Source organism: Geodermatophilus sp. SYSU D00705, assembly GCF_054050135.1.
Genome location: NZ_JBJGYT010000002.1, coordinates 17,818 through 38,532, shown reverse-complemented (window position 1 = coordinate 38,532; position 20,715 = coordinate 17,818). Strand labels below are relative to the sequence as shown.

Below are 20,715 nucleotides of genomic sequence, written 5' to 3'. Positions count from 1 at the left end.
ACCGGCGGGGGTGACCGGCGCGCAGGGCGCGGGGCCTCCGCCCCCGCTGTGCCCGGCGTGTCGGCACGGCCTAGGGTCGCAGGCGCAGTCGTGCGCCATCACCGGTGTGCGCACGTGTCCCGCGCGCAGAGGAGCATGCGAGATGGCCGACGACTTCGTGCCCGGCCTCGAGGGGATCATCGCCTTCGAGACCGAGATCGCCGAACCGGACAAGGACGGCGGCGCGCTCCGGTACCGCGGGGTCGACATCGAGGACCTCGTCGGCAAGGTCACCTTCGGCAACGTGTGGGCGCTGCTCGTCGACGGGAAGTTCGGCCCGGGCCTGCCCCCGGCCGAGCCGTTCCCCATCCCGGTGCACAGCGGTGACGTGCGGGTCGACGTGCAGGCCGCGCTGGCGATGCTGGCCCCGTTCTGGGGCTATCGCCCGCTGCTGGACATCAGCTCCGAGGAGGCCCGCGAGCAGCTGGCGCGCGCCGCGGTGATGGCGCTGTCCTACGTCGCCCAGTCCGCCCGCGGCATCGGCGTCCCGGCCGTTCCGCAGAAGCGCATCGACGAGGCCGCCACCATCGTCGAGCGGTTCATGGTCCGCTGGCGCGGCGAGCCCGACCCCCGCCACGTCGCCGCCGTCGACGCCTACTGGACGTCGGCCGCCGAGCACGGCATGAACGCCTCCACCTTCACCGCCCGCGTGATCGCCTCCACCGGTGCCGACGTCGCCGCCGCCCTCTCCGGCGCGATCGGGGCCATGTCCGGCCCGCTGCACGGCGGGGCGCCGTCCCGGGTGCTGCACATGCTCGACGGTGTGGAGAAGGAGGGCGACGCCGAGAAGTACGTCAAGGACCTGCTGGACCGCGGCGAGCGCCTCATGGGCTTCGGCCACCGCGTCTACCGCGCCGAGGACCCCCGCGCCCGCGTGCTGCGCCGGGCCGCCGAGGAGCTCGGCGCGCCGCGGTTCGAGGCGGCCCGGGCGCTGGAGCAGGCGGCCCTGGAGGAGCTGCGGGAGCGCCGTCCGGACCGCCCGATCGAGACCAACGTGGAGTTCTGGGCGGCGATCGTCCTGGACTTCGCCGAGGTGCCCAGCCACATGTTCACCTCGATGTTCACCTGTGCCCGCACCGCCGGCTGGTGCGCGCACATCCTCGAGCAGAAGAACACCGGCCGGCTGGTCCGCCCGTCGGCCCGCTACATCGGCCCCGAGCCGCGCCGGCCCGAGGAGGTCGAGGGCTGGGACACCATCCGGACCAAGGCCGTCACCGAGTCCGCGCCGGCCTGAACACCGCCCCGCCCTGACCTGATCTGAGAGGCAACACCCCCCGGATGAGCATCACCATCCCCGCCGACCTCCTGCCCGCCGACGGCCGCTTCGGCTGCGGCCCGTCGAAGGTCCGTCCCGAGGCGCTCGAGGCGCTGGCCTCCAGCGGCGCCTCGCTGATGGGGACCTCCCACCGGCAGGCCCCGGTCAAGGGCCTGGTCCGCCAGGTGCGCGAGGGCCTGTCCGCGCTGTTCGACCTGCCGGACGGCTACGAGGTCGTGCTCGGCAACGGGGGGACGACGGCCTTCTGGGACGCCGCGATCATCGGGCTGATCCGGGAGCGCAGCGCGCACGGCACCTACGGCGAGTTCTCCGCCAAGTTCGCGTCCGGCGCGGCCGAGGCACCGTTCCTCGCCGACCCGGTGGTCGCCACGGCCGAGCCGGGGTCCCTGGCGCTGCCCACGGCGACCGACGGGGTGGACGTCTATGCGTGGGCCCACAACGAGACCTCGACCGGCGTCATGGCCCCGGTGCAGCGGCCGGCGGGCACCGACGACGCCCTCGTGCTCATCGACGCCACCAGCGCCGCCGGGGGCCTGCCGGTCGACGTCTCGCAGACCGACGTCTACTACTTCGCGCCGCAGAAGAACTTCGGCGGGGACGGCGGCCTGTGGATCGCCCTCATGTCCGGTGACGCCCTGCAGCGCATCAGCGAGATCAAGGCCTCGGGCCGCTGGGTCCCCGGGTTCCTCGACCTGTCGATCGCCGTCGACAACTCCGGCAAGGACCAGACCTACAACACCCCGGCGGTCGCCACGCTGTTCCTGCTGGCCGACCAGATCCGCTGGCTGCTGTCGCTCGGCGGGCTCTCCGGCGCGGTGGCCCGCACCCAGGAGTCCTCGCGCCGCCTGTACGGGTGGGCCGAGCAGTCCTCGTTCGCCACGCCGTTCGTCCGCGACCCCGACCACCGCTCCTACGTCGTCGGCACGGTCGACTTCGACGAGTCCGTCGACGCGGCCGCGGTGGCGAAGGTCCTGCGGGCCCACGGCGTGGTCGACGTCGAGCCGTACCGGAAGCTGGGCCGCAACCAGCTGCGGGTCGGCATGTTCCCCGCCGTCGACCCGGACGACGTCAGCGCCCTCACCGCGTGCATCGACTTCGTCGTCGGGAAGCTCTGAGGGAGGACACGGAGACCGGGGACGTTCCCGCCGGCATCGCGCCACGCCGGGCGAGCCTGCCGGTCCCGTCCGCCGTCCGCGGATAGCCTCGGGAGCCAGCCTGTCTCGCCCGAGCCGCTCCACCCGCTGCCGCAGTCCCCAGGAGGTCGCCATGCGCACGCTGCGCCTCGTGGCGCTCTCCGACGACGGCACGAGCCTCGTGCTCGCCGTGGACGGCGCCGAGCCGGGTGAGGAGGGTGAGCGTTTCGAGCTGCCCATCGACGACCGGGTCCGGGCCGCCGCCCGCGGCGACGCGCGCCGCCTCGGCCAGATCGACGTCGAGATCGGCGCCACCCTCCCGCCTCGGGTGATCCAGGCCCGCATCCGCGCCGGCGAGACCCCCGAGCAGGTCGCCCAGGCCTCCGGCATCCGGGTCGAGCGGATCCTGCGCTTCGCCCACCCGGTCCTGCAGGAGCGCGAACGGGTCGCCGAGCAGGCCCGCGAGGCCCGCGTCCGCCTCTCCGACGGCGCCCCTGCCGTTCCGCTGCAGCAGTTCATGTCCGAGCGGCTGCGGCTGCTCGGCGCCGACCTCGACGCCGTCCGCTGGGACGCGTTCCGCTCCCCCGACGGCACCTGGCAGGTGACCGCGGCCTGGCAGGCCGGCGCGAAGTCCGGCGTCACCCTCTGGGCCTACGACATCCCCGGCCGCACCGTCACCCCGGTCGACGCCACCACCACCGACTTCGCCGAGGGCACCCGCCTGGTCCGCGTCGTCCCGCACGTGCCCACCGAGCGGCCGGTGCCGGTGTACCGCGGCCGGCCGGTCGCCGTCGTCCCCGACGACGACGGCGTGGCCGCGCCGGCGTCCTCCGCCCGCCTGGCCGACGACGACCGCGCGGAGGACGACGACGAGCACGTCCGCCCGGTCCTCCCCGACGCCGGCTCCCCCGGCGGCGAGCGGCGCACCGACGTGGAGCGGCGCACCGACGTCGAGTTCGACGACGACATCGCCGAGCACGACACCGTCGTCCTGGGCCGCCCCGGCGGGGACGGCGACGGCGAGGACGAGGACCCGCGCGCCCGCATCCCGGCGTGGGAGGACATCGTCTTCGGGGTCCGCCGCCACCGCTGAGCCCTAGGCTGCGGCCAGCGGAACGCCCGTGGCGTGTCCGCCGTCCGTCCAGGGGTAGGAGGTGCCCATGGCAGCGTCGGTGTCCATGCCGCTCGGCGGCGTGCAGGTCGGGTCCTACGACAGCTACGAGCAGGCCCAGGCCGCCGTCGACTACCTGTCGGACGAGAAGTTCGCCGTCGAGAACGTCACGATCATCGGCTCGGACCTCAAGCAGGTCGAGAAGGTCACCGGCCGGCTGACGATGGGCCGCGCGGTCGCCGCCGGTGCGGCCGCGGGCGCCTGGTGGGGGCTGTTCGTCGGCCTGCTGCTGGGCATCTTCGCCGAGGACGGCGCCAACTGGGTCGGCTCGGTGCTCACCGGCCTGCTGGTCGGCCTGCTGTTCGGCCTGCTGTTCGGCGCCATGGGCTACGCCGCCACCCGGGGACGGCGGGACTTCACCAGCACCAGCGCCATCGTCGCCGGCCGCTACGACGTCATGTGCAACCCGGCCCGTGCCGAGGACGCCCGGGCCCTGCTCGCCCGGTTCTCCCTGCGCGGCTGACCGCTCCGGGCAGGGCACTCCGGCCCTGGCCCGGTCCCCGGACCGGTCCCTACCGTTTCCGCCTCCACGTGCCCGGGAGGCGACGATGACCGACGTCCACGCCCAGCAGGTCGACAGCGCGCCCACGTGGGTCGCCCCCGGTCCGGGCACCTGGACGCTGGATGCGAGCCACGTCCCGAGGCCGCTGTGCCGGTTCACCGCCGTGGCGGTCCTGCAGGGGTTCTCCGCCGGCTTCGAGGAAGGCCTGGCGCGCTACGGCACCCTCCTGGAGCACTTCGACACCGCCGTCGTCGGCGGGTTCCTCTACCAGCGGCTGCGGCCCGTGGGCGCACCCCCGGACGCCGCCGGCCCGCCGCCGGAGCCGGTGTTCCGCCGGCTCCTGGAGGAGGACCCGGCGCTGCGGGACCGGATGACCACCGCCGAGGCGACCCTCGCCGAGCGCCGCTGGCGGGCGGCGCTGCGGGAGTGGGACGAGGAGGTGAAGCCGGCACTGCACGGCGTGCACCGGGCGCTGTCCGCGATGGACCTCGGCGCGCTGGACGACGCCGGCCTGGCCGACCACGTCGACCGGTGCGCCCAGGCCCTCGTCGAGGGGTGGAAGCAGCACCACCGGTACAGCGTGCCCGCGCTGCTGCCGGTCTCGGACTTCGCCGTGCACGCCGTGCGCTGGACGGGCCTGCCTCCCGCCGACGTCCTGGCCTGCCTCGCCGGCGCCAGCCCGGTCACCGAGGGCGCACCCGACGAGCTGGCCGACCTCGTCACCGCCCTCCGCGAGGACGCCGACGCCGCAGCCCTGCTGCAGGACGAGGCTGCGGAGCCGGATGCCGTGCTCAGCGCGTTGCTGCGCCGGCCCGGTGCGGTCGGCGAGCGGGCCGGGGCGTACCTCGCCGCACTCGCGGCCCTGCCGGTCGACGGTGAGGACTCCGTCGCCGAACCCGGGTCCCTGGAGGCCCCGGGGCTGGTGCTGGCCCGCATCCGCGGCGCACTCTCCCCTGACCGCCCGCGCGACGACACCGCGGCCGCTCAGGCGGAGGCCCACGTGCGGGCGGCCGTCCCGCCGGAACACCGCGAGGCCTTCGACGACCTGCTCGGCGAGGCCCGGCTGCTGTACCGGCTGCGGGACGAGCGCGCCGTCCACAGCGACCGGCTGATGGGCAGCACCGCACGGACGGCGCTGCTGGAGGTCGGTCGCCGGCTGGCCGACCGCGGCCTGCTGGCGGACGCCGAGGACGCCGTCGACCTCGAACCCGGGGAGGTCCGGTCGCTGCTGGTCGAGGGGCGCGGTCCGAGCCGGGAGGAGGTCGCCGCCCGGGTGCACCGGAGGCGGACCGCCGACTACCGGGACATGCCGCCCTTCTTCGGGCCCCCACCGGCCGAGCCGGTACCGCCGGCCTGGCTGCCGCCGGCGGCGGCCCGCATCCACGAGGCCGTCGGCTTCGGTGTCACCGCCGTGCTGCGCGACGCGGCCCGGCCGCCGGAGGGGCGCGTGCTGCACGGCCTGGGGGTCAGCTCCGGCAGCTACGAGGGCACCGCACGGGTGGTGTCAGGCGCTGACGAGCTGTCCCGCATCCAGGCCGGTGACGTGCTCGTCGCGTCGTCCACCGGGCCGGCGTTCAACCTGGTGCTCCCCCGCCTCGGGGCGATCGTGACCGACCGCGGCGGGTTGCTGTCCCACGCGGCGATCGTGGCGCGGGAGTTCGGCGTCCCCGCCGTCGTGGGCTGCTCGGAGGCCACCCGGGCGGTGCCGGACGGCGCCCGGGTCCGCGTCGAGGGCGCCACCGGCACGGTCACGGTCCTGTGACCGTCGCACTGCTGCCGCTGGCCGCGGTCGAGGACGAGGACGGCTACGGCGGCAAGGCGGTCGCCCTGGGCCGGGCGCTGCGCAGCGGCCTGCCCGTCCCGCCGGGGACGGCGTTGTCCGCCGGTCTCGTCGGGGCCGTGTCCGCCGGGGACGAGCAGGCGGTCGCCGCCGTCCGGGCCGCGGCCGCGGAGCTGGGCGAGCCGCTGGCGGTCCGCTCCTCGGCGGTCGGCGAGGACGGCACGGCGTCGAGCTACGCCGGCCAGCACCTGTCGCTGCTCAACGTGGCGGTGCAGGACGTCGTCGACGCGGTCGTCCGGGTGGCGGCGTCGGCCTGCGCCGAGTCGGCGCTGGCCTACCGCCACGCCCGGGGCGACCGGTCCCCGCCGCGCTGCGCGGTGGTGCTGCAGCGCCTCGTGCCCGCCGTGGCCGCGGGGGTGCTGTTCTCCCACGACCCCGTCAGCGGAGCCGACGAACTGGTCGTGGAGGCCAGCTGGGCACTGGGCGAGGCCGTGGTCGAGGGCATGGTCGTCCCCGACCTGTTCCGCCTCGACCGCGATGGCCGGCTGCTGCACCGCGTCGTCGGGCGCAAGGACCGGGCGGTCGTCCCCCGCCCCGGGGGCGGGACGGCGACGGTCGACGTCGACCCCGAGCGCGCCGGCCGGCCGTGCCTGGACGAGTCCGAGCTGACCGTGCTGGCTCAGCTGGCGCGCCGCTGCGACGAGCTGTTCGGCGGCCCCTCCGACGTCGAGTGGGCCTGGGGAGCCGCCGGCGTGGCCCTGCTCCAGCGCCGGCCCATCACCGCCGGCTGACCCCGGCGTGACCGCGGGACCGGAGCCCGCCGCCCGGGCACGCACGGGCGAGCGACCGGTCGTGGCGGCCGCGTGCCTGGCCACCACGCTCGTCCCGCTCGGCTCGACCTCCGTGGCGGTCGCGCTGCCCCGGATCGGCGCGGCCCTGGGTGCCGGCGTCGCCGGGGTGGTGGCCCTGGTGACCGCCTACCTGGTCGTCACCGCGGCCTGCCAGTCCATCGCCGGGGCCCTGGGTGACCGGTGGGGTCGCCGGCGCTGCGCGCTGCTCGGCACGGCGGGGTTCGGCGTCTGCACCGCGCTCGCCACCGCCGTCCCGGCGCTGCCGGCGGTCGGCGTCCTGCGCTGCGGGCAGGCGGCGTTCGGGGCCCTGGCCCTGGTCAACGCCGCGGCGACGGTCCGGACAGCGGTCCCCGCCGTCCGCCGTGGCCGGGCGTTCGGCGCGGTGGGGGCGAGCGCGACCGCGGCGGCCGCGGCCGGCCCCCCGCTGGGCGGCCTCGCCGTGCACCTGGCCGGCTGGCGGGGCGCGTTCCTCGTCACGCTGCCGGTGGCCGTGCTCGGCGTCGTGGCCGTCCGGGCGTGGTTCCCGCCCGACCCGCGGGGCGAGCAGCCGGCCGCACGCGCGCCGTTCGACGTCCCCGGCGCGCTCCTGCTGCTCGCCGTGCTCGGCGGTGGGGCAGCCCTCCTCAGCGAGGCCCGGCGGCTCCAAGCGGGCTGGCTGGGCGCCGCCGCGGGCGCGCTCGCGCTGGTCGCCGTCGCGTTCACCCGGCGCGAGCTGCGCCAGGCGGCGCCGGTGCTCGACGTGCGGGTGCTGCGGCTGCGCCCGGTCCTGGCGGCCGGCGCCGCGGTCGCCACAGGCAACCTGGCGCTCTACACCGTCGTGCTCGCCGTCCCGCTCCTGGTGGGTACCGGCCCGGCCGTCGCGCTGCTGCTGCCCGCCCTCGTGGGGGCCAGCGTCGCCGCGCTCCTCGGCGGCCGGCTCAGTGACCGCTGGGGACGTCGCCGCCCCGCCGTCGTGGGAGGCGTCCTGGTGGCCGTCCCGGCGGTGGCGCTGGTCGCCGTCGACCCCGCCCGGCAGGTGCCGGCGGCCGCGGTGCTGCTGGCACTGTGCGGGATCGGCCAGGGGATGGCGGCGGCCGCGGTGCAGACGGCGGGGCTGGAGGCCCTGCCGCCCGAGCGCGCCGGCCTGGCCTCGGGTGTGTGGTCGACCTGCCGCTACCTGGGCAGCATCACCGGCACGAGCCTGCTGGCCCTCCTCATGGCCGGCGGCGCCGGCACGGGGGTCTTCTGGCTGACCGCGATCGGTGGGGCGCTGTCGGTCGCCGCGGCCGCCGCGCTGCCCGGCGTCCGGCCCCGCTGATGAAGGACCCCGTCCTCCCCGCCCTTCGCACGCTCAGGGCGGGCCCCTGGACGGGGCCGCACCAGCCCCTGCAGGAAGAGATCTCCTCTCAGCGCAGGGTCGCGAACGCCACGGCCGCGGCGGCGGCCACGCCGAGGGAGTCCACGCCGGCCCGCATCGGGATCCGCGCCCGCACCCGGGCCGCCGCCTGCGCCTCCGGCGTGAGCCCCGGCCCCTCCGCGCCGAGCAGCACCGCCGTCCGCGGGTGGGCGCGCGGGTCGATCGCGCCGAGGTCGACGGCGTCCGGGGCCGGCGTGAGGGCCACGGTCAGGTAGCCGGCGTCGTGCAGCCGCGCCAGCCCGCCGGGCCAGTCGGGCAGGACGGCGAACGGCAGGGCGAGCACGTGGCCCATCGACACCCGCACCGAGCGCCGGTAGAGCGGGTCGGCGCAGCGCGGGTCCAGCAGCAGCGCGTCGACGCCGAGGGCCACCGCCGAGCGGGCGATCGAGCCGAGGTTCTCCGCGTCGTTGAGCGCCTCGAGGACCGCCAGCCGCCGCGGCGCCGCCGGGTCGGGCCCGGCCAGCAGCGCGTCGACGTCCTCCGGTGCGCGGCGGTCGGCCGCGGCAAGCACGCCGCGGGTCAGCCGGAAGCCGATGACCTCCGAGAGCACCCACTTGTCGGCCTCGTAGGCCGGCACCCCCTCGGGCAGGTCGAGGGCGGCCACCCGGCCCGCCACACCGAACACCGCGCGCACCCGGTAGGGCGAGGCCAGCAGCCGCTCGACCGCCGGCACGCCCTCCACGATCACCGGTCCGGTCCCCCGCTCGGTGCCCGGCGGCCGGTCGCCGGCCTTGAGGTCCCGGAAGTCGGCGACCCGCTCGTCGCGGGGGTCGGTGATCAGGACGGGCGCGCTCGACACGGCCTGATCCTGCCAAGCCCCACGCCGGCAGCCGTTGACAACCGAAGTCACCTGGCGTTGACTTCATCGGGCGTTGAGTTCCTCGGCAGGAGGCGACCATGACCGACGCCGTCACCCTCACCGGCCTCGTGGTCCACCGGGGGCACCGGCCCGTGCTGCACGGGGTCTCCGCCGGCGTCCCGCGCGGCCGCGTCACCGGGTTGCTCGGCCCGTCGGGCAGCGGCAAGACGACGCTCATGCGGGCGATCGTCGGCGTCCAGCAGGTGCACTCCGGCGAGGTGACCGTGCTGGGGCAGCCGGCGGGCGCGCCGGCCCTCCGCACCCGCGTCGGGTACGTCACCCAGGCACCGAGCGTCTACCCCGACCTGACCGTCCGGGAGAACGCCCGCTACTTCGCCGCCCTGTACGGCCGGGGCGCGGCCGCGGCCGACGCCGCGCTGGCCGCCGTCGGGCTCGCCGACGCCGGCGGCCGGCTCGTGCGCGATCTCTCCGGCGGGCAGCAGGGGCGGGTCTCCCTGGCCTGCGCGCTCGTCGGAGAGCCCGAGCTGCTCGTGCTCGACGAGCCCACGGTGGGCCTGGACCCGGTGCTGCGGGTGGAGCTGTGGGCGCGCTTCCACGACCTGGCCGCCGCCGGCACGACCCTGCTGGTCTCCAGCCACGTCATGGACGAGGCGGCCCGCTGCGACCGGCTGCTGCTGCTCCGCGAGGGCCGGCTGCTGTTCGACGACACCCCGGACCGGCTGCGCGCCGAGGCCGGCACCGACGACCTGGAGGAGGGCTTCCTCCGGCTGATCCGCGCCTCCGAGGAGGTGGCGGCGTGACGACGGCGACCGCCCCGCGCGTCCTGCGCCCGTCGCTGACGGCGGCGACGACGGCCCGGGTGCTGCGCCAACTGCGGCACGACCACCGCACGATCGCGATGATGCTCGTCCTGCCCAGCCTGCTGCTCGGCCTCCTGTACCTGCTGTGGCGCGACGTCCCGGCACTGCCCGGGCAGGTCGGCGTCTTCGACCGGGTGGGCCTGACGATGCTCGGCGTCTTCCCGTTCGTCGTCATGTTCCTGGTGACCAGCATCGCCATGCTGCGGGAGCGCACCACCGGCACGCTGGAGCGGCTGCTCACCACCCCGCTGGCCCGGCTGGACCTGCTGCTCGGCTACGGCATCGCGTTCGGCCTCGCCGCGGCGGTGCAGGCGACGGTCACGGTCGCGGTCGCCACCACCCTCTACGACCTGGACGTGGCCGGCCCGCTGTGGGCGGTGGTCCTCATCGCCGTCGCCGACGCCGTCCTCGGGGTGGCCCTCGGGCTGCTGGCCAGCGCCTTCGCCCGCAGCGAGTTCCAGGCGGTGCAGTTCATGCCGGTCGTCGTCCTGCCGCAGTTCTTCCTGTGCGGCCTGCTGGTGCCGCGGGCGCAGATGGCCGGCTGGCTGCAGGGGGTCAGCGACGTCCTGCCGCTGACCTACGCCGTGGACGCCGTGCAGCAGGTGGGGCGCTTCCCGGAGCCGACGGGCGGCACGTGGGCCGACCTCGGCGTCGTCGCCGGGGCCGCCCTGCTCGCCCTCGCGCTGGCGGCGGCGACCCTGCGGAGGAGGACCAGCTGAGCGAGGCCCGCCGCCGGCCCACCGGCCGCCGTCCCGGCAACCCGGACACCCGCGACACGGTGCTGGCCGCCGCCCGCACCGCCTTCGCCGAGCGCGGCTACGACGGTGCGTCCATCCGCGGCATCGCGGCCGCCGCCGCGGTCGACCCGGCCCTGGTGCACCACTACTTCGGCACCAAGGAGAAGCTCTTCCTCGCCGCGGTGGAGGCGCCCGCCGACCCCGGCGAGCTGCTGCCCGAGGTACTCGCCTCCGCCCCGGGCGAGCTCGGCGCGGCCGTCGTCCGCATGGTGCTCCGGGTGTGGGACGGCCCGGGCCGCCCGGCCGGGCTGGCGCTCATCCGCTCCGCCGTCGGCAACGAGTGGACGGCGAAGCTGCTGCGGGAGTTCCTCGTCGCGCGGGTGATCCGCCGCGTGGTCGGCACCCTCGACCTGCCCGTCGCCGAGCGGGAGGCGCGCGGCGCGCTGGTCGCCTCGCAGCTGATGGGGCTGGTGATGGCCCGCTACGTGTTCCGCCTCGAGCCGCTGGCCTCCGCGCCCCGGGAGGAGCTGGTCGCCGCCGTCGGGCCGACCGTGCAGCGGTACCTGACCGGGGACGTCGAGCTGCCGCAGGTCCGTTAGCGCGGCAGGCGGGCCAGCTGCCGGCTCTGCGCCACCAGCCGGCCCGTGGAGTCCCAGATGCGGTAGTCCTCGTCCAGCCAGCCACCGGCCACCTCGTTCGCCCGGGCCTCCACCAGGCACCAGCCCGGCGCCGGCAGGGCGCGGACCAGCACCTGCAGCTGCACCGTCGGCGCCCAGCCGAACCGCCCGGTCGCCCAGCTGGTCGGCGGCAGCACGTCGGCGAACAGCAGCAGCGCCAGCGGGTCCGGCTCCCGCCCGTCGGCCAGCTGCACCCAGCCGCGCAGGTACGGCTCACCCCCGGGCCGGCCCATCGCCCAGCCGGCGGTCTCCGGGTCCAGCCGGGTGTGCACGCGGGTCCGCAGCCCGACCTCCGGCAGCGGGTGGGCCAGCGTGCCGTCGTCCACCGCCGGCAGGCAGTCGGCCACCGGGGTGGCCACCGGCGCGGACCAGCCGGAGTACACCGGCGGCTCGTCGGTCAGCGTCGCGGTGGTGACCTGGACCGCCAGCGACGGCCCACCGGCCGGGGCGAGCAGCACCGAGGAGTGCGCCAGCGTGCGGCCGGCCGGGCCCGGGGTGACCGTCAGCGTGGCCGGCCCCGGCGGGGTGGCCCGCAGGAAGCTCGCGGCCAGCGCGACCGGGTGCGCGTGCGGGCTCGCGGTCAGGGCGGCCCGGGCCACCACCGCGAGCAGGTAGCCGCCGTTGAGGATGCCGGGCCCGACGTCCCATCCCGGGTCCAGCTCCGCGGCCAGGCCGCCGCCCTCGGTGCGGGTCACGGCGGTGGCGGCGTCGAACGCGGCGAGCACGGGGTCGGTCTGCGGCACGTCTCCGAGACTGCCAGGGTGGACCCCCGTGGAGTACACGCACCTGGGGCGCAGCGGCCTGTCGGTCTCCCGCCTCTGCCTGGGCACGATGAACTTCGGGTGGAAGACCGAGGAGGCCGACGCGCACGCGATCATGGACCGCGCGCAGGCCGACGGCGTCAACTTCTTCGACACCGCCAACACCTACGGCTTCGACGCCGGCAAGGGGCGCACGGAGGAGGTGCTCGGCACCTGGTTCGCCCGGGGCGGCCGGCGGCGGGAGAAGACGGTCCTCGCGACCAAGGTCTACGGCTCGATGACCGACTGGCCCAACGACACGTTCCTGTCCGCCCGCAACCTGGTGCGCTCCTGCGAGGCCTCCCTGCGCCGGATGCAGACCGACTGGATCGACCTCTACCAGTTCCACCACGTCGACCTGGCCACGCCGTGGGAGGAGGTCTGGCAGGCCTGCGAGACCCTCGTCGCCCAGGGCAAGGTGCTCTACGTCGGCTCGTCCAACCACGCCGCCTGGCAGATCGCGGCGGCCAACGAGGCGGCCGCCCGCCGGCACTTCCTCGGCCTGGTGAGCGAGCAGTCCCACTACAACCTGCTCACCCGGCACGTCGAGCTGGAGGTGCTGCCCGCCGCGCAGCACTACGGCGTCGGGATCATCCCGTGGAGCCCGCTGGCCGGCGGCCTGCTCGCCGGGGTCCTCGCGAAGGAGGGCGGCGACCGGCGCCGCGCCGCCGAGGAGCGGGTCGAGCGGCACCGGCCGGCGCTGCAGGCCTATGAGGACGCCTGCCGGGAGTGGGGCCTGGCCCCGGCGGACGTCGGCGTCGCCTGGCTGCTGCACCAGCCGGCGGTCACCGCACCCATCGTCGGCCCGCGCACCACGCAGCAGCTGGAGGGCGCCCTCGGTGCCCTCGACGTCCGCCTGGACGACGCCCAGCTGGCCCGGCTGGACGAGATCTTCCCCGGCTACCGTGCGGCGCCCATGGAGTACGCCTGGTGAGTTCGCCGCACCCATCGTGACCGGCTGAGCACGAAGCGCGACACGCCGTCCCCTCTCTCCCCAACTCTGGGGGCTCCCCGCCCCCGCTTCCGTGTGTGGCCTGCGGTTTCGGCTCCAGGGAGGGTCGACGGCACCGAGAGCTGCTGCTGGGGGCGGGCTCTCACTGCGCCGGGGGGCGTTCATGCGCGAGTTCGGGGACGGGTCCGGGGGCGGCTGCCCCTTCAGCGGAGCAGGCGCCAGGGACGACGGGGGTGCGCCCGGACGGCTGTCCCGGCGGTCGGTGCTGGCCGCCGGGCTGGCCGGTCTGGCCGCGGTCCCGGCGATGGGCGGGACGGCGTTCGCGGCACCGGAGCGGCGGACCGCGACCACCGCGGCGCCGGCGACCACGACCACGCTCCAGCCCACGCGCCGGCTGCCACCGGCCGCCCGCGCCGAGCACGCGGTGGGCAACCCGCGCGGCTCGGACATCGCGGTGCGCGTCGGGCGCGACCGCGAGGCCCGCTTCGGCGTCATGTTCAAGCAGCTGCCGGCGTTCAGCCCGCCGGACGCGCTGCTCACGGCGCTCGCCGCGAAGATGAACGACGGCAAGCTGCCGCTCAGCGACGTCGCCCTCTCCGACGCGGAGTTCGACATCTCGAACATCCCCGCCGGGTACATCTACCTCGGTCAGTTCATCGACCACGACATGACGCTGGACACCACACCGCTGACCGAGCAGGAGTACGACCCCCGGGGCGTCACCAACTACGACACGCCCCGCTTCGACCTGGCCAGCGTCTACGGCAAGGGCCCCGTCCTCAGCCCGGAGCTCTACGACCCGGCCCGGCCGGGGTACCTCCGGGTCAACGACCACGACGGGGTGCACGACCTGCCCCGCGACGACACGGGCGCGGCGTACCTGGGCGACCCCCGCAACGACGAGAACCTCATCGTCGCCCAACTGCACGCGGTCTTCCTGCGCATGCACAACAAGCTGCGGGACGAGGGCAAGACCTTCGAGCAGGCCCAGCAGGAGCTGCGGTGGAACTTCCAGTGGCTGATCGTCAACGACTTCCTGACCCGCATCGTCGGCGGCGAGGTCGTGCGGAGCAAGATCGCCCAGCGCCGCGGCGGCCCCATCGAGTTCGTGGGCAAGTTCTACAAGCCCCGCGACCGGCAGCGCCCCTACATGCCCATCGAGCACTCCGGGGCGGCCTACCGCTTCGGGCACAGCATGATCCGCGCGGAGTACGAGGTGCAGGACCTGCGCACCGTGCCGATCTTCGCCCAGGAGGGCTACCAGGACCTCCGCGGGCACCGCCCGGTCCCCGCCGACCTGTGGATCGACTGGAACTACTTCTTCGACATCCCCGGCATGAGCGCGCCGGACGACCGCAACATGGCCCGGAAGATCGACACCCACCTGTCGCTGCCGCTCACCAAGCTGCCACCCACGGTCGTCGCCCCCACCGCGGGCGCGATCGTCTCGCTGATCGAGCGGAACCTGCTGCGCGGGAAGCGGCTGGGGCTGCCCGCCGGCCAGGACGTCGCCACGGCCATCGGGGCCAAGAAGGTCTACACCAACGCGGAGCTCGGCCTCACCGAGCCGGGATGGGGCGGCAAGGCGCCGCTGTGGTTCTACATCCTCAAGGAGTCCGAGCTGCTCGGGGGCAACCGCCTGGGCCCCGTCGGCGCGACGATCGTCGCCGAGGTGATCCTCGGCCTGCTGGCCTGCGACCCCACCTCGTACTTCAACGCCAAGCCGACCTACACCCCGAGCGCGGGCCCCACGATGGGCCACTTCATCCTGCGGGCCGACGCCATCGACCCGCGGGCGGTCGTGCCGCCCGAGGTGGAGGGCGAGGAGGAAGAGGGCGAGGAGGAGGGCGAGCACGTCGACGAGGGAGAGCCGCTCGAGCCCGAGCCGCTCGAGCCCGGCGAGGAGATCAACCCCGACGCGACGTCCCCCGTGGAGGGCCCCGTCGTCTGAGGCCGGTCACCCCTCGAGGGGCCAGGCGGCGAGCCGGTCGTAGCGCGCCGCCGGTCCGAGGTGGCTCTCCAGCAGCTCGACCTCGGTCACCGGCCAGCTCGGCCCGCGGTAGCCGGCCAGCCGGTCGGGCAGGTCGCCGTCCCCCGGACGCCCCGGTCGCCAGCGCCCCAGGGTGAGGTGCGCCCGGAACGGCCGGTCCTCCACCGCCAGGCGCAGCCGGCGGGCGGCACGGGCCAGCCGGACGGCGAGCGCGCCCAGCTCGCCGACGTCCCCTCCGAGCCCGGCCCAGCACACCTGCGGCCGCCGTCGCGAGCCGAACCGGCCGGCACCGGCCAGCTGCAGGCGCAGCGGCGGCGTGCCGGCCACGGCCGGCCCGGCGGCCGCGACGAGCGGTTCCACGGTCGCGTCGGGCACGGCACCGAGGAACAGCAGCGTGAGGTGCCAGCGGCCGGGAGCTGTCCAGCGGGGGGCGCCGGGGGCGTCGCGCAGCGGCTCCAGTGCCCGGTCGAGGTCGTCGCGCGCCGCGGGCGGCGGGGTCACCGCGAAGAACAGCCGCCGCGTCGCCAGGCCGCTCAGTCCTGCTCCACGAGGCCGGCGTCGGCCAGCGCCGCCCGTACCCGCAGCCGCTCCACGTCGCGGGGCCGCCCGGGCGGGGTGCCGGTCATCGTGTGCGGCACCTGCAGCAGCTCCGCCGCCTCGACGAGGACGTCGTCGTAGGCGGCCTGCAGCCCGCGGCGGCGCGCCATGGGGACGCCGGCCGGCACGCGGGCCAGCTGGCGGCCCAGCCGGCGCAGGTCCGCCGCAACCGCCTCCAGCGGGCGGTGCACCGGCGCCGGCGGTTCCGGCACCCGCCGCCGGTGGGACACCGGCAGCCGCGCGGACCCGAACAGCCAGCGGGCGAGCCAACCGAGGCCGGCCACCGCACCGACCACGCCCGCCACGATCGACCCGAGGTACAGCAGTGACGCGGCCATGTCGCCTCCGCGGACGACTCGACGGGGACCTGCGTCACGGTACGTTGGGGCGGCGTCCACCGGCAGCCGCGCGCTCACCCGCCGCTGGCCGCCCGCTGGCCGGGTGCCTGCGGCGCGGCCGCCGCCGCGGCGCGCACCGGGGGCGCCGGCACCGCGCGCGGGCCCACGTGCAGCTGCAGCCGCGGCGGCGCGAGGGAGGCCTCCAGCCGGACCCGGCGCCCCCGGGCCAGCCACGCCGCACCCACGCACCCGGCGAGGACGGCGACCGCACCGCCGATGATCAGCCCCCACGGCGCCCCGAGGTGCTCGGAGATCCAGCCGATCGTCGGCGCCCCCAGCGGGGTGCCGCCCATGAAGCACATGAAGTACAGCGCCATCACCCGCCCGCGCATCTGCGGGTCGGCGCCGAGCTGCACGAAGCTGTTGTTGGCGACGCTGAACACCAGCCCGGCCGCGCCGGTGGGCACCAGCAGCACCGCGAACGCCCAGTAGCCGGGCACCAGCCCGCAGGCGATCGTCAGCAGGCCGAAGACGGCGGCGGAGACGACGAGGAAGCGCTGCCGCGGGCGGGTGCTGCGGCGGGTGGACAGCAGCGCGCCCGACAGCGAGCCGACGGCGAAGCAGGTCGACAGCAGCCCGAACGCCTCGGCGCCCAGGTCGAACACCTCGCGGGCCATCAGCGCGATCGTCACCTGGTAGTTGAAGGCGAAGGTGCCCAGCACGAAGGCCAGCCCCATGGCCAGCCGCAGGTCCGGGTGGGCCCAGGCGTAGACCAGCCCCTCGCGCAGCTGCCCCTTCGCCCGGGGCAGCCGGGGGCTCGGGTGCAGCTCGCCGGGCCGCATGCTCAGCAGCGCGCCGATGGTGAAGGCGAAGCTGGCGGCGTTGACGAAGAAGGCCGGCGCGGTGTCCCCCGAGGCGGCGCCGATGAGCAGGCCGGCGATCGACGGGCCCACCAGCCGCGCCCCGTTGAAGATCGTGGAGTTGAGGCTGACCGCGTTGGTCAGCAGCTCGGGCCCCACCATCTCCGACACGAAGGCCTGCCGCACCGGTGCGTCGATGGCCGACACCGCCCCCAGCGCCCCGGCGAGGACGAACACGTGCCACAGCTCGATGCCGTCGGCGGCGACCAGCAGCCCCAGGACGAGGGCGAGCAGGCCCATCAGCGCCTGGGTGACCACGAGCACGCGGCGCTTGGCGTAGCGGTCGGCCAGCACCCCGCCGTACATGCTCAGCAGCAGGGTGGGCCCGAACTGCAGGGCGGTGATCAGCCCCAGCGCGATGCCGCTGTCACCGGAGAGCTGCAGGACCAGCCAGTCCTGGCCGATCCGCTGCATCCACGTGCCGGTGAGGCTGAGCAGGTTGGCGGAGGCGTAGATCCGGTAGTTGCGGACGCGCAACGACCGGAACATGCCCGTGCTGTCGGTGCGAGCGCTCACCCACTCGCCAGCTTGCCCATGATCGCCGCCGCCTCGCGCAGGACCGCGCGCTCCTCGGCGGTCAGCTCCTGCAGCCGCCCGGACAGCCACGCCTCGCGGGCGCGCGCCTCGACGGCGAGCAACTCCTCGGCGGCGGGGGTGAGGTCGATGACCACCTGCCGGCCGTCGGTGGGGTGCGGGCTCCGGGTGACCAGGCCCATCCCCTCGAGGGCGACCACGACGCGGGTCATCGACGGCGGCTGCACCCGCTCGTGCGCCGCCAGCTCCCCCGGGCTCATCGCCCCGTGCTGCTGGAGCGTGGACAGCGCCGCGAGGTGGGTGAGCGTGACCGACTGGTCGACCCGCTGGCTGCGCAGCCGCCGCGAGAACCGCATCACCGCGAGGCGGAGGTCGTGGGCCAGCGCCGCGGTCTCCAGCGTCGTCCGGCTCACTTCCTCAGCCTAGCTAACGGTCTCTCGGGCGGCTCAGAACAGCTGCTGCAGCGGCTCCAGGGCGAAGTAGACGAGGAACAGGACGGCGATGACCCACATGAGCGGGTGCACCTCGCGGCGCCGTCCGACGACCGAGCGCAGCAACACGTAACTGATGACGCCCGCGCCGATGCCGTTGGTGATCGAGTAGGTGAACGGCATGAGCGCGATGGTCAGGAACGCCGGGATGACCAGGGACATGTCGTCCCACTCGAGGTTGCGGATCTGGCTGATCATCAGCGCGCCCACGATGACCAGCGCCGGCGCCGCGGCCTCCGACGGCACGACCTGCACCAGCGGCGTGAACAGCATCGCCAGGAGGAACAGCACGCCGGTCGCGACGCTGGCCAGGCCGGTGCGGGCGCCGTCGGCCACACCGGCGGTGCTCTCGACGTAGGTGGTGTTGGAGGAGACGCTGCCCGCGCCACCGGCGGCCGCGGCCAGCGAGTCGACCAGCAGGACCGGCTGCGACTTCGGCAGGTTGCGGTCCTCGTCGAGCAGGTCGCCCTCGGCGCCGACGGCGGTCACCGTGCCGACGGTGTCGAAGAAGTCGGCGATCATGATCGAGAAGACGATGAGCAGGGCGGCGACGACGCCGATCCGCTCGAAGCCGCCGAACAGCGAGAAGTTGCCGAGCAGCGAGAGGTCCGGCGTGCCGACGACGTCCTCGGGCAGCGTGGGCACCTGCAGCGCCCAGCCGTGCGGGTTCTCCTCACCGACGCGCGGACCGATCTCGGCGACGGCCTCGATGACGATCGCCAGCACGGTCGAGACGACGATGCCGATGAGCAGGGCGCCCTTGACCCGGCGGACGACGAGCACCGCGGTCAGCAGCAGGCCCACGACGAACACCAGCAGCGGCCACCCGGCCAGCTGACCGTTGACGCCGAAGCTGATCAGCGGCGAGCCCGGGCGGACGACGCCGGCGTCGGCCAGGCCGATGATCGTGAGGAAGAAGCCGATGCCCACCGCGATCGCCGTCTTCAGCTGCGGCGGGATGGCCTCGAAGACCGCGCGGCGGAAGCCGGTGAGCACCAGCACGGTGATCAGCAGACCCTCCAGCACGACCAGGCCCATGATCTCCGGCCAGGACAGCTGGGTGGCGGCGAAGACCGCGACGATCGCGTTGATGCCCAGCCCGGCGGCCACCGCGAACGGGTACCGGCCGACGACGCCCATGAGGATCGTCATGACGCCGGCGATGAGCGCGGTCACCGCGGCGATGGAGGCGAACGGCAGCGTGCCGCCGGTGACGTCCGTGCCCGACAGGATGATCGGGTTCAGGATCACGATGTAGGCCATCGTGAAGAAGGTGGTCAGGCCACCGCGCAGCTCGCGGGCGACCGTCGAGCGGCGGGCGCTGATCTCGAAGTAGCGGTCCAGGCCGTTCCTCGGCTTCACGCGCGGGCCGTCGGTCCGGCGTGGCGTGCGCACCCCGGCGGCGACGTCGGCCGGTGTGTCACCGGAGGCGATGCGGCCCGTGGACGGACCGGTCTTCTCAACCATGGAAACGACTCCCGGACGGGTGGACGGGCGGGCGAGCGGCGGGGGAAGCGCGCGCCGGCCGGCCGGTGAGGTCTGCGGACGAGCGGCGACAGAGTGCCACACGCGGATGACGGCGCTGTGCAGGCAGGTCGGGCGCAGCGCCTAGGGTCGGGGGGTGCCCGGTCCGACGAAGCAGGCCCCGCCCCCGCTGCGGGTGGACACCGTCCGCGTGGTGCTGGCCGTGACGGCGGTGTGGGTGGTCGCCCTCCTCGTGCTCCTGCTGCTCGGCGACCGCGTCGACCGGGTCTGGACCTGGACCTGCGTCGCCGGCATCGCCCTGGCCGCCGCCGGGCTCGGCATCATGCGCTGGCAGGGCCAGCTCGGGGACCGCCGCCGGGACTGAGCGCCTCGCGGTCTGCCGCCGGGACGGGTACCCCGCCCGCGGCCGGTCTCACCCCTCCTGCGGTGTTCCGCCCGCGGCTGCGGTGCTGCACCGCCGCCGGACCGGTCAGGACACCGCAGGAGCGGCCGAGCCCGTGCGGCCCGGAGGGGCGCGACGTCAGAGGACGTCGAAGGCGCCGGTGTCGTAGCGCGCCGAGGTGACCACCTCGGCGGCCTCGTCGGCGACCAGCGTGGCCTGGCTGTGCGCGCCGCACCCGTAGTCGACCGCCACGACGCGCCCGTCGGCCGGGGCGTAGACGTTGCCGCAGGCGCCGTAGCCGTGCCGCAGCGAGCCGGCCAGCGGCAGGAAGAAGCCGCACGTGCCGCACGGCCCGGGTGCGTGCCGGGCCATCGCCGAGCCCGGGCCGAACTCCCCCGCGCTCCACCGGGCGGCCGCCTCGTTGCGCCCGTCGCGGGACATGACCCGCTCCCGGCCGAGCCCGATCTCCGCGGCGACCACCGAGCCCTCCGGGTCGTCGGCGGAGTCGTCGTCGACCGCGTAGGCCGGGACCAGGCGGGGGTCGTCCTCCGTCGCGGGCAGGACGTCGCCGACCGACAGGTCACCCGGCCGCAGCCGCTCGTGCCACGGCACCCAGGCCGGGGCCAGCAGGGCCTGCTCCCCCGGCAGCAGCACGACCTCGTCGACGGTGACGGCGTCCTCCCCCGGCACCCGGGCCAGCGTCACCGCCCAGTGCCACCCCGCGTAGCCCGGCAGCCGGCTGGCGAAGGAGTGGGTGACCACGTCGCCGAGCTCAGGGGCTCCGCCCACCTCGGGGGTCGCGCCCAGGTGCTCACCGACGACGTCCGGCGAGCCGGCGGTCTCGACCGCCGCCGCCCGGGCCTGCTCGACCGCCGCGGACAGCACGTCGTTCCCCGTCGGGGCGGGGTCGGAGAAGTCGGTCACGCCCCCATTGTCCCTGACGGGGGCGCTCCCGCCGTCGGCACGGGGGCGGTTCGCCGACCG

21 protein-coding genes are annotated in these 20,715 nt (G+C 75.7%); 13 read left to right on the top strand and 8 right to left on the bottom strand.

Translation table 11 applies throughout. From position 1 onward, the window contains the following. Positions 1 to 142 precede the first annotated feature (142 nt). From ACI78Q_RS01600 to ACI78Q_RS01570, 7 genes are all read left to right on the top strand, one after another. Positions 143 to 1,273 (top strand): citrate synthase 2, encoded by a 1,131-nt coding sequence (locus ACI78Q_RS01600; RefSeq protein WP_456921559.1) that lies wholly within the window; start codon positions 143 to 145, stop codon positions 1,271 to 1,273. 44 nt (positions 1,274 to 1,317) lie between these two features. Further along, positions 1,318 to 2,430, top strand: coding sequence for a phosphoserine transaminase (gene serC, locus ACI78Q_RS01595; protein ID WP_456921558.1), 1,113 nt, complete (start codon positions 1,318 to 1,320; stop codon positions 2,428 to 2,430). Positions 2,431 to 2,581: 151 nt separating this feature from the next. Further along, on the top strand, positions 2,582 to 3,541 hold the full coding sequence (sepH, locus tag ACI78Q_RS01590) for a septation protein SepH (RefSeq protein WP_456921557.1): 960 nt from the start codon (positions 2,582 to 2,584) through the stop codon (positions 3,539 to 3,541). 67 nt (positions 3,542 to 3,608) lie between these two features. Beyond that, positions 3,609 to 4,082 carry a general stress protein gene (locus ACI78Q_RS01585; protein WP_456921556.1) on the top strand — a complete coding sequence of 158 codons (474 nt, stop codon included), beginning with the start codon at positions 3,609 to 3,611 and terminating at the stop codon, positions 4,080 to 4,082. Positions 4,083 to 4,167: 85 nt separating this feature from the next. Further along, entirely contained in the window at positions 4,168 to 5,883 is a 1,716-nt protein-coding gene (locus tag ACI78Q_RS01580; RefSeq protein ID WP_456921555.1) for a PEP-utilizing enzyme, read from the top strand. Continuing rightward, on the top strand, positions 5,880 to 6,692 hold the full coding sequence (locus ACI78Q_RS01575) for a PEP/pyruvate-binding domain-containing protein (protein ID WP_456921554.1): 813 nt from the start codon (positions 5,880 to 5,882) through the stop codon (positions 6,690 to 6,692). Before ACI78Q_RS01580 ends, ACI78Q_RS01575 begins: the two co-directional genes overlap by 4 nt. Before the next feature lie 7 nt (positions 6,693 to 6,699). Then, a complete protein-coding gene (locus tag ACI78Q_RS01570; protein WP_456921553.1) occupies positions 6,700 to 8,049 on the top strand; it encodes an MFS transporter in 1,350 nt (449 codons plus the stop codon). An 88-nt stretch (positions 8,050 to 8,137) separates the two neighbouring features. Here ACI78Q_RS01570 and ACI78Q_RS01565 read toward each other — a convergent pair whose 3' ends face one another. Next, positions 8,138 to 8,947 (bottom strand): TrmH family RNA methyltransferase, encoded by an 810-nt coding sequence (locus tag ACI78Q_RS01565; RefSeq protein ID WP_456921552.1) that lies wholly within the window; start codon positions 8,945 to 8,947, stop codon positions 8,138 to 8,140. Positions 8,948 to 9,045: 98 nt separating this feature from the next. Here ACI78Q_RS01565 and ACI78Q_RS01560 point away from each other — a divergent pair, with 98 nt between their 5' ends. Genes ACI78Q_RS01560 through ACI78Q_RS01550 form a run of 3 tightly spaced genes read left to right on the top strand, consistent with a single transcriptional unit; the run spans position 9,046 to position 11,164 of the window. Then, positions 9,046 to 9,768, top strand: a complete 723-nt coding sequence (locus tag ACI78Q_RS01560) for an ABC transporter ATP-binding protein (protein WP_456921551.1) — start codon at positions 9,046 to 9,048, stop codon at positions 9,766 to 9,768. Then, complete coding sequence (locus ACI78Q_RS01555; protein ID WP_456921550.1) at positions 9,765 to 10,547, top strand: ABC transporter permease; 783 nt, start codon at positions 9,765 to 9,767, stop codon at positions 10,545 to 10,547. The genes ACI78Q_RS01560 and ACI78Q_RS01555 overlap by 4 nt, the downstream gene beginning before the upstream one ends. 59 nt (positions 10,548 to 10,606) lie before the next feature. Continuing rightward, complete coding sequence (locus tag ACI78Q_RS01550) at positions 10,607 to 11,164, top strand: TetR/AcrR family transcriptional regulator (protein ID WP_456921549.1); 558 nt, start codon at positions 10,607 to 10,609, stop codon at positions 11,162 to 11,164. Here ACI78Q_RS01550 and ACI78Q_RS01545 read toward each other — a convergent pair. After that, positions 11,161 to 11,985 carry a thioesterase family protein gene (locus ACI78Q_RS01545; protein WP_456921548.1) on the bottom strand — a complete coding sequence of 275 codons (825 nt, stop codon included), beginning with the start codon at positions 11,983 to 11,985 and terminating at the stop codon, positions 11,161 to 11,163. The genes ACI78Q_RS01550 and ACI78Q_RS01545 overlap by 4 nt on opposite strands. A 28-nt stretch (positions 11,986 to 12,013) precedes the next feature. On the opposite strand from ACI78Q_RS01545, the gene ACI78Q_RS01540 reads away from it, so the two are divergent. Further along, complete coding sequence (locus ACI78Q_RS01540; protein ID WP_456921547.1) at positions 12,014 to 12,976, top strand: aldo/keto reductase; 963 nt, start codon at positions 12,014 to 12,016, stop codon at positions 12,974 to 12,976. A 181-nt stretch (positions 12,977 to 13,157) separates the two neighbouring features. Next, positions 13,158 to 14,945: a peroxidase family protein gene (locus tag ACI78Q_RS01535; RefSeq protein WP_456921546.1), complete on the top strand. Its 1,788-nt coding sequence runs from the start codon at positions 13,158 to 13,160 to the stop codon at positions 14,943 to 14,945. Positions 14,946 to 14,951: 6 nt separating this feature from the next. Here the strand turns inward: ACI78Q_RS01535 and thpR are convergent, their stop codons facing one another. The 5 genes from thpR to ACI78Q_RS01510 all read right to left on the bottom strand — a co-directional run bounded on the left by thpR (position 14,952) and on the right by ACI78Q_RS01510 (position 19,331). Continuing rightward, positions 14,952 to 15,497: an RNA 2',3'-cyclic phosphodiesterase gene (gene thpR / locus ACI78Q_RS01530; RefSeq protein WP_456921821.1), complete on the bottom strand. Its 546-nt coding sequence runs from the start codon at positions 15,495 to 15,497 to the stop codon at positions 14,952 to 14,954. A 20-nt stretch (positions 15,498 to 15,517) separates the two neighbouring features. Further along, complete coding sequence (locus ACI78Q_RS01525; protein ID WP_456921824.1) at positions 15,518 to 15,919, bottom strand: hypothetical protein; 402 nt, start codon at positions 15,917 to 15,919, stop codon at positions 15,518 to 15,520. 74 nt (positions 15,920 to 15,993) lie between these two features. Continuing rightward, the gene (locus ACI78Q_RS01520; RefSeq protein WP_456921545.1) at positions 15,994 to 17,355 is read right to left on the bottom strand and encodes an MFS transporter; all 1,362 of its coding nucleotides are present in this window, start codon (positions 17,353 to 17,355) and stop codon (positions 15,994 to 15,996) included. Beyond that, positions 17,352 to 17,786: a MarR family winged helix-turn-helix transcriptional regulator gene (locus tag ACI78Q_RS01515; protein ID WP_456921544.1), complete on the bottom strand. Its 435-nt coding sequence runs from the start codon at positions 17,784 to 17,786 to the stop codon at positions 17,352 to 17,354. The genes ACI78Q_RS01520 and ACI78Q_RS01515 overlap by 4 nt, the downstream gene beginning before the upstream one ends. Positions 17,787 to 17,819: 33 nt before the next feature. After that, on the bottom strand, positions 17,820 to 19,331 hold the full coding sequence (locus tag ACI78Q_RS01510; RefSeq protein WP_456921543.1) for an NCS2 family permease: 1,512 nt from the start codon (positions 19,329 to 19,331) through the stop codon (positions 17,820 to 17,822). Between the two features lie 154 nt (positions 19,332 to 19,485). Between ACI78Q_RS01510 and ACI78Q_RS01505 the strand changes: the two genes are divergently transcribed. After that, a complete protein-coding gene (locus tag ACI78Q_RS01505; RefSeq protein ID WP_456921542.1) occupies positions 19,486 to 19,713 on the top strand; it encodes a DUF2530 domain-containing protein in 228 nt (75 codons plus the stop codon). A gap of 156 nt (positions 19,714 to 19,869) precedes the next feature. On the opposite strand, the gene ACI78Q_RS01500 is transcribed toward ACI78Q_RS01505, so the two are convergent. Beyond that, the gene (locus ACI78Q_RS01500) at positions 19,870 to 20,655 is read right to left on the bottom strand and encodes a DUF3027 domain-containing protein (RefSeq protein ID WP_456921541.1); all 786 of its coding nucleotides are present in this window, start codon (positions 20,653 to 20,655) and stop codon (positions 19,870 to 19,872) included. Between the last annotated feature and the right edge of the window lie 60 nt (positions 20,656 to 20,715).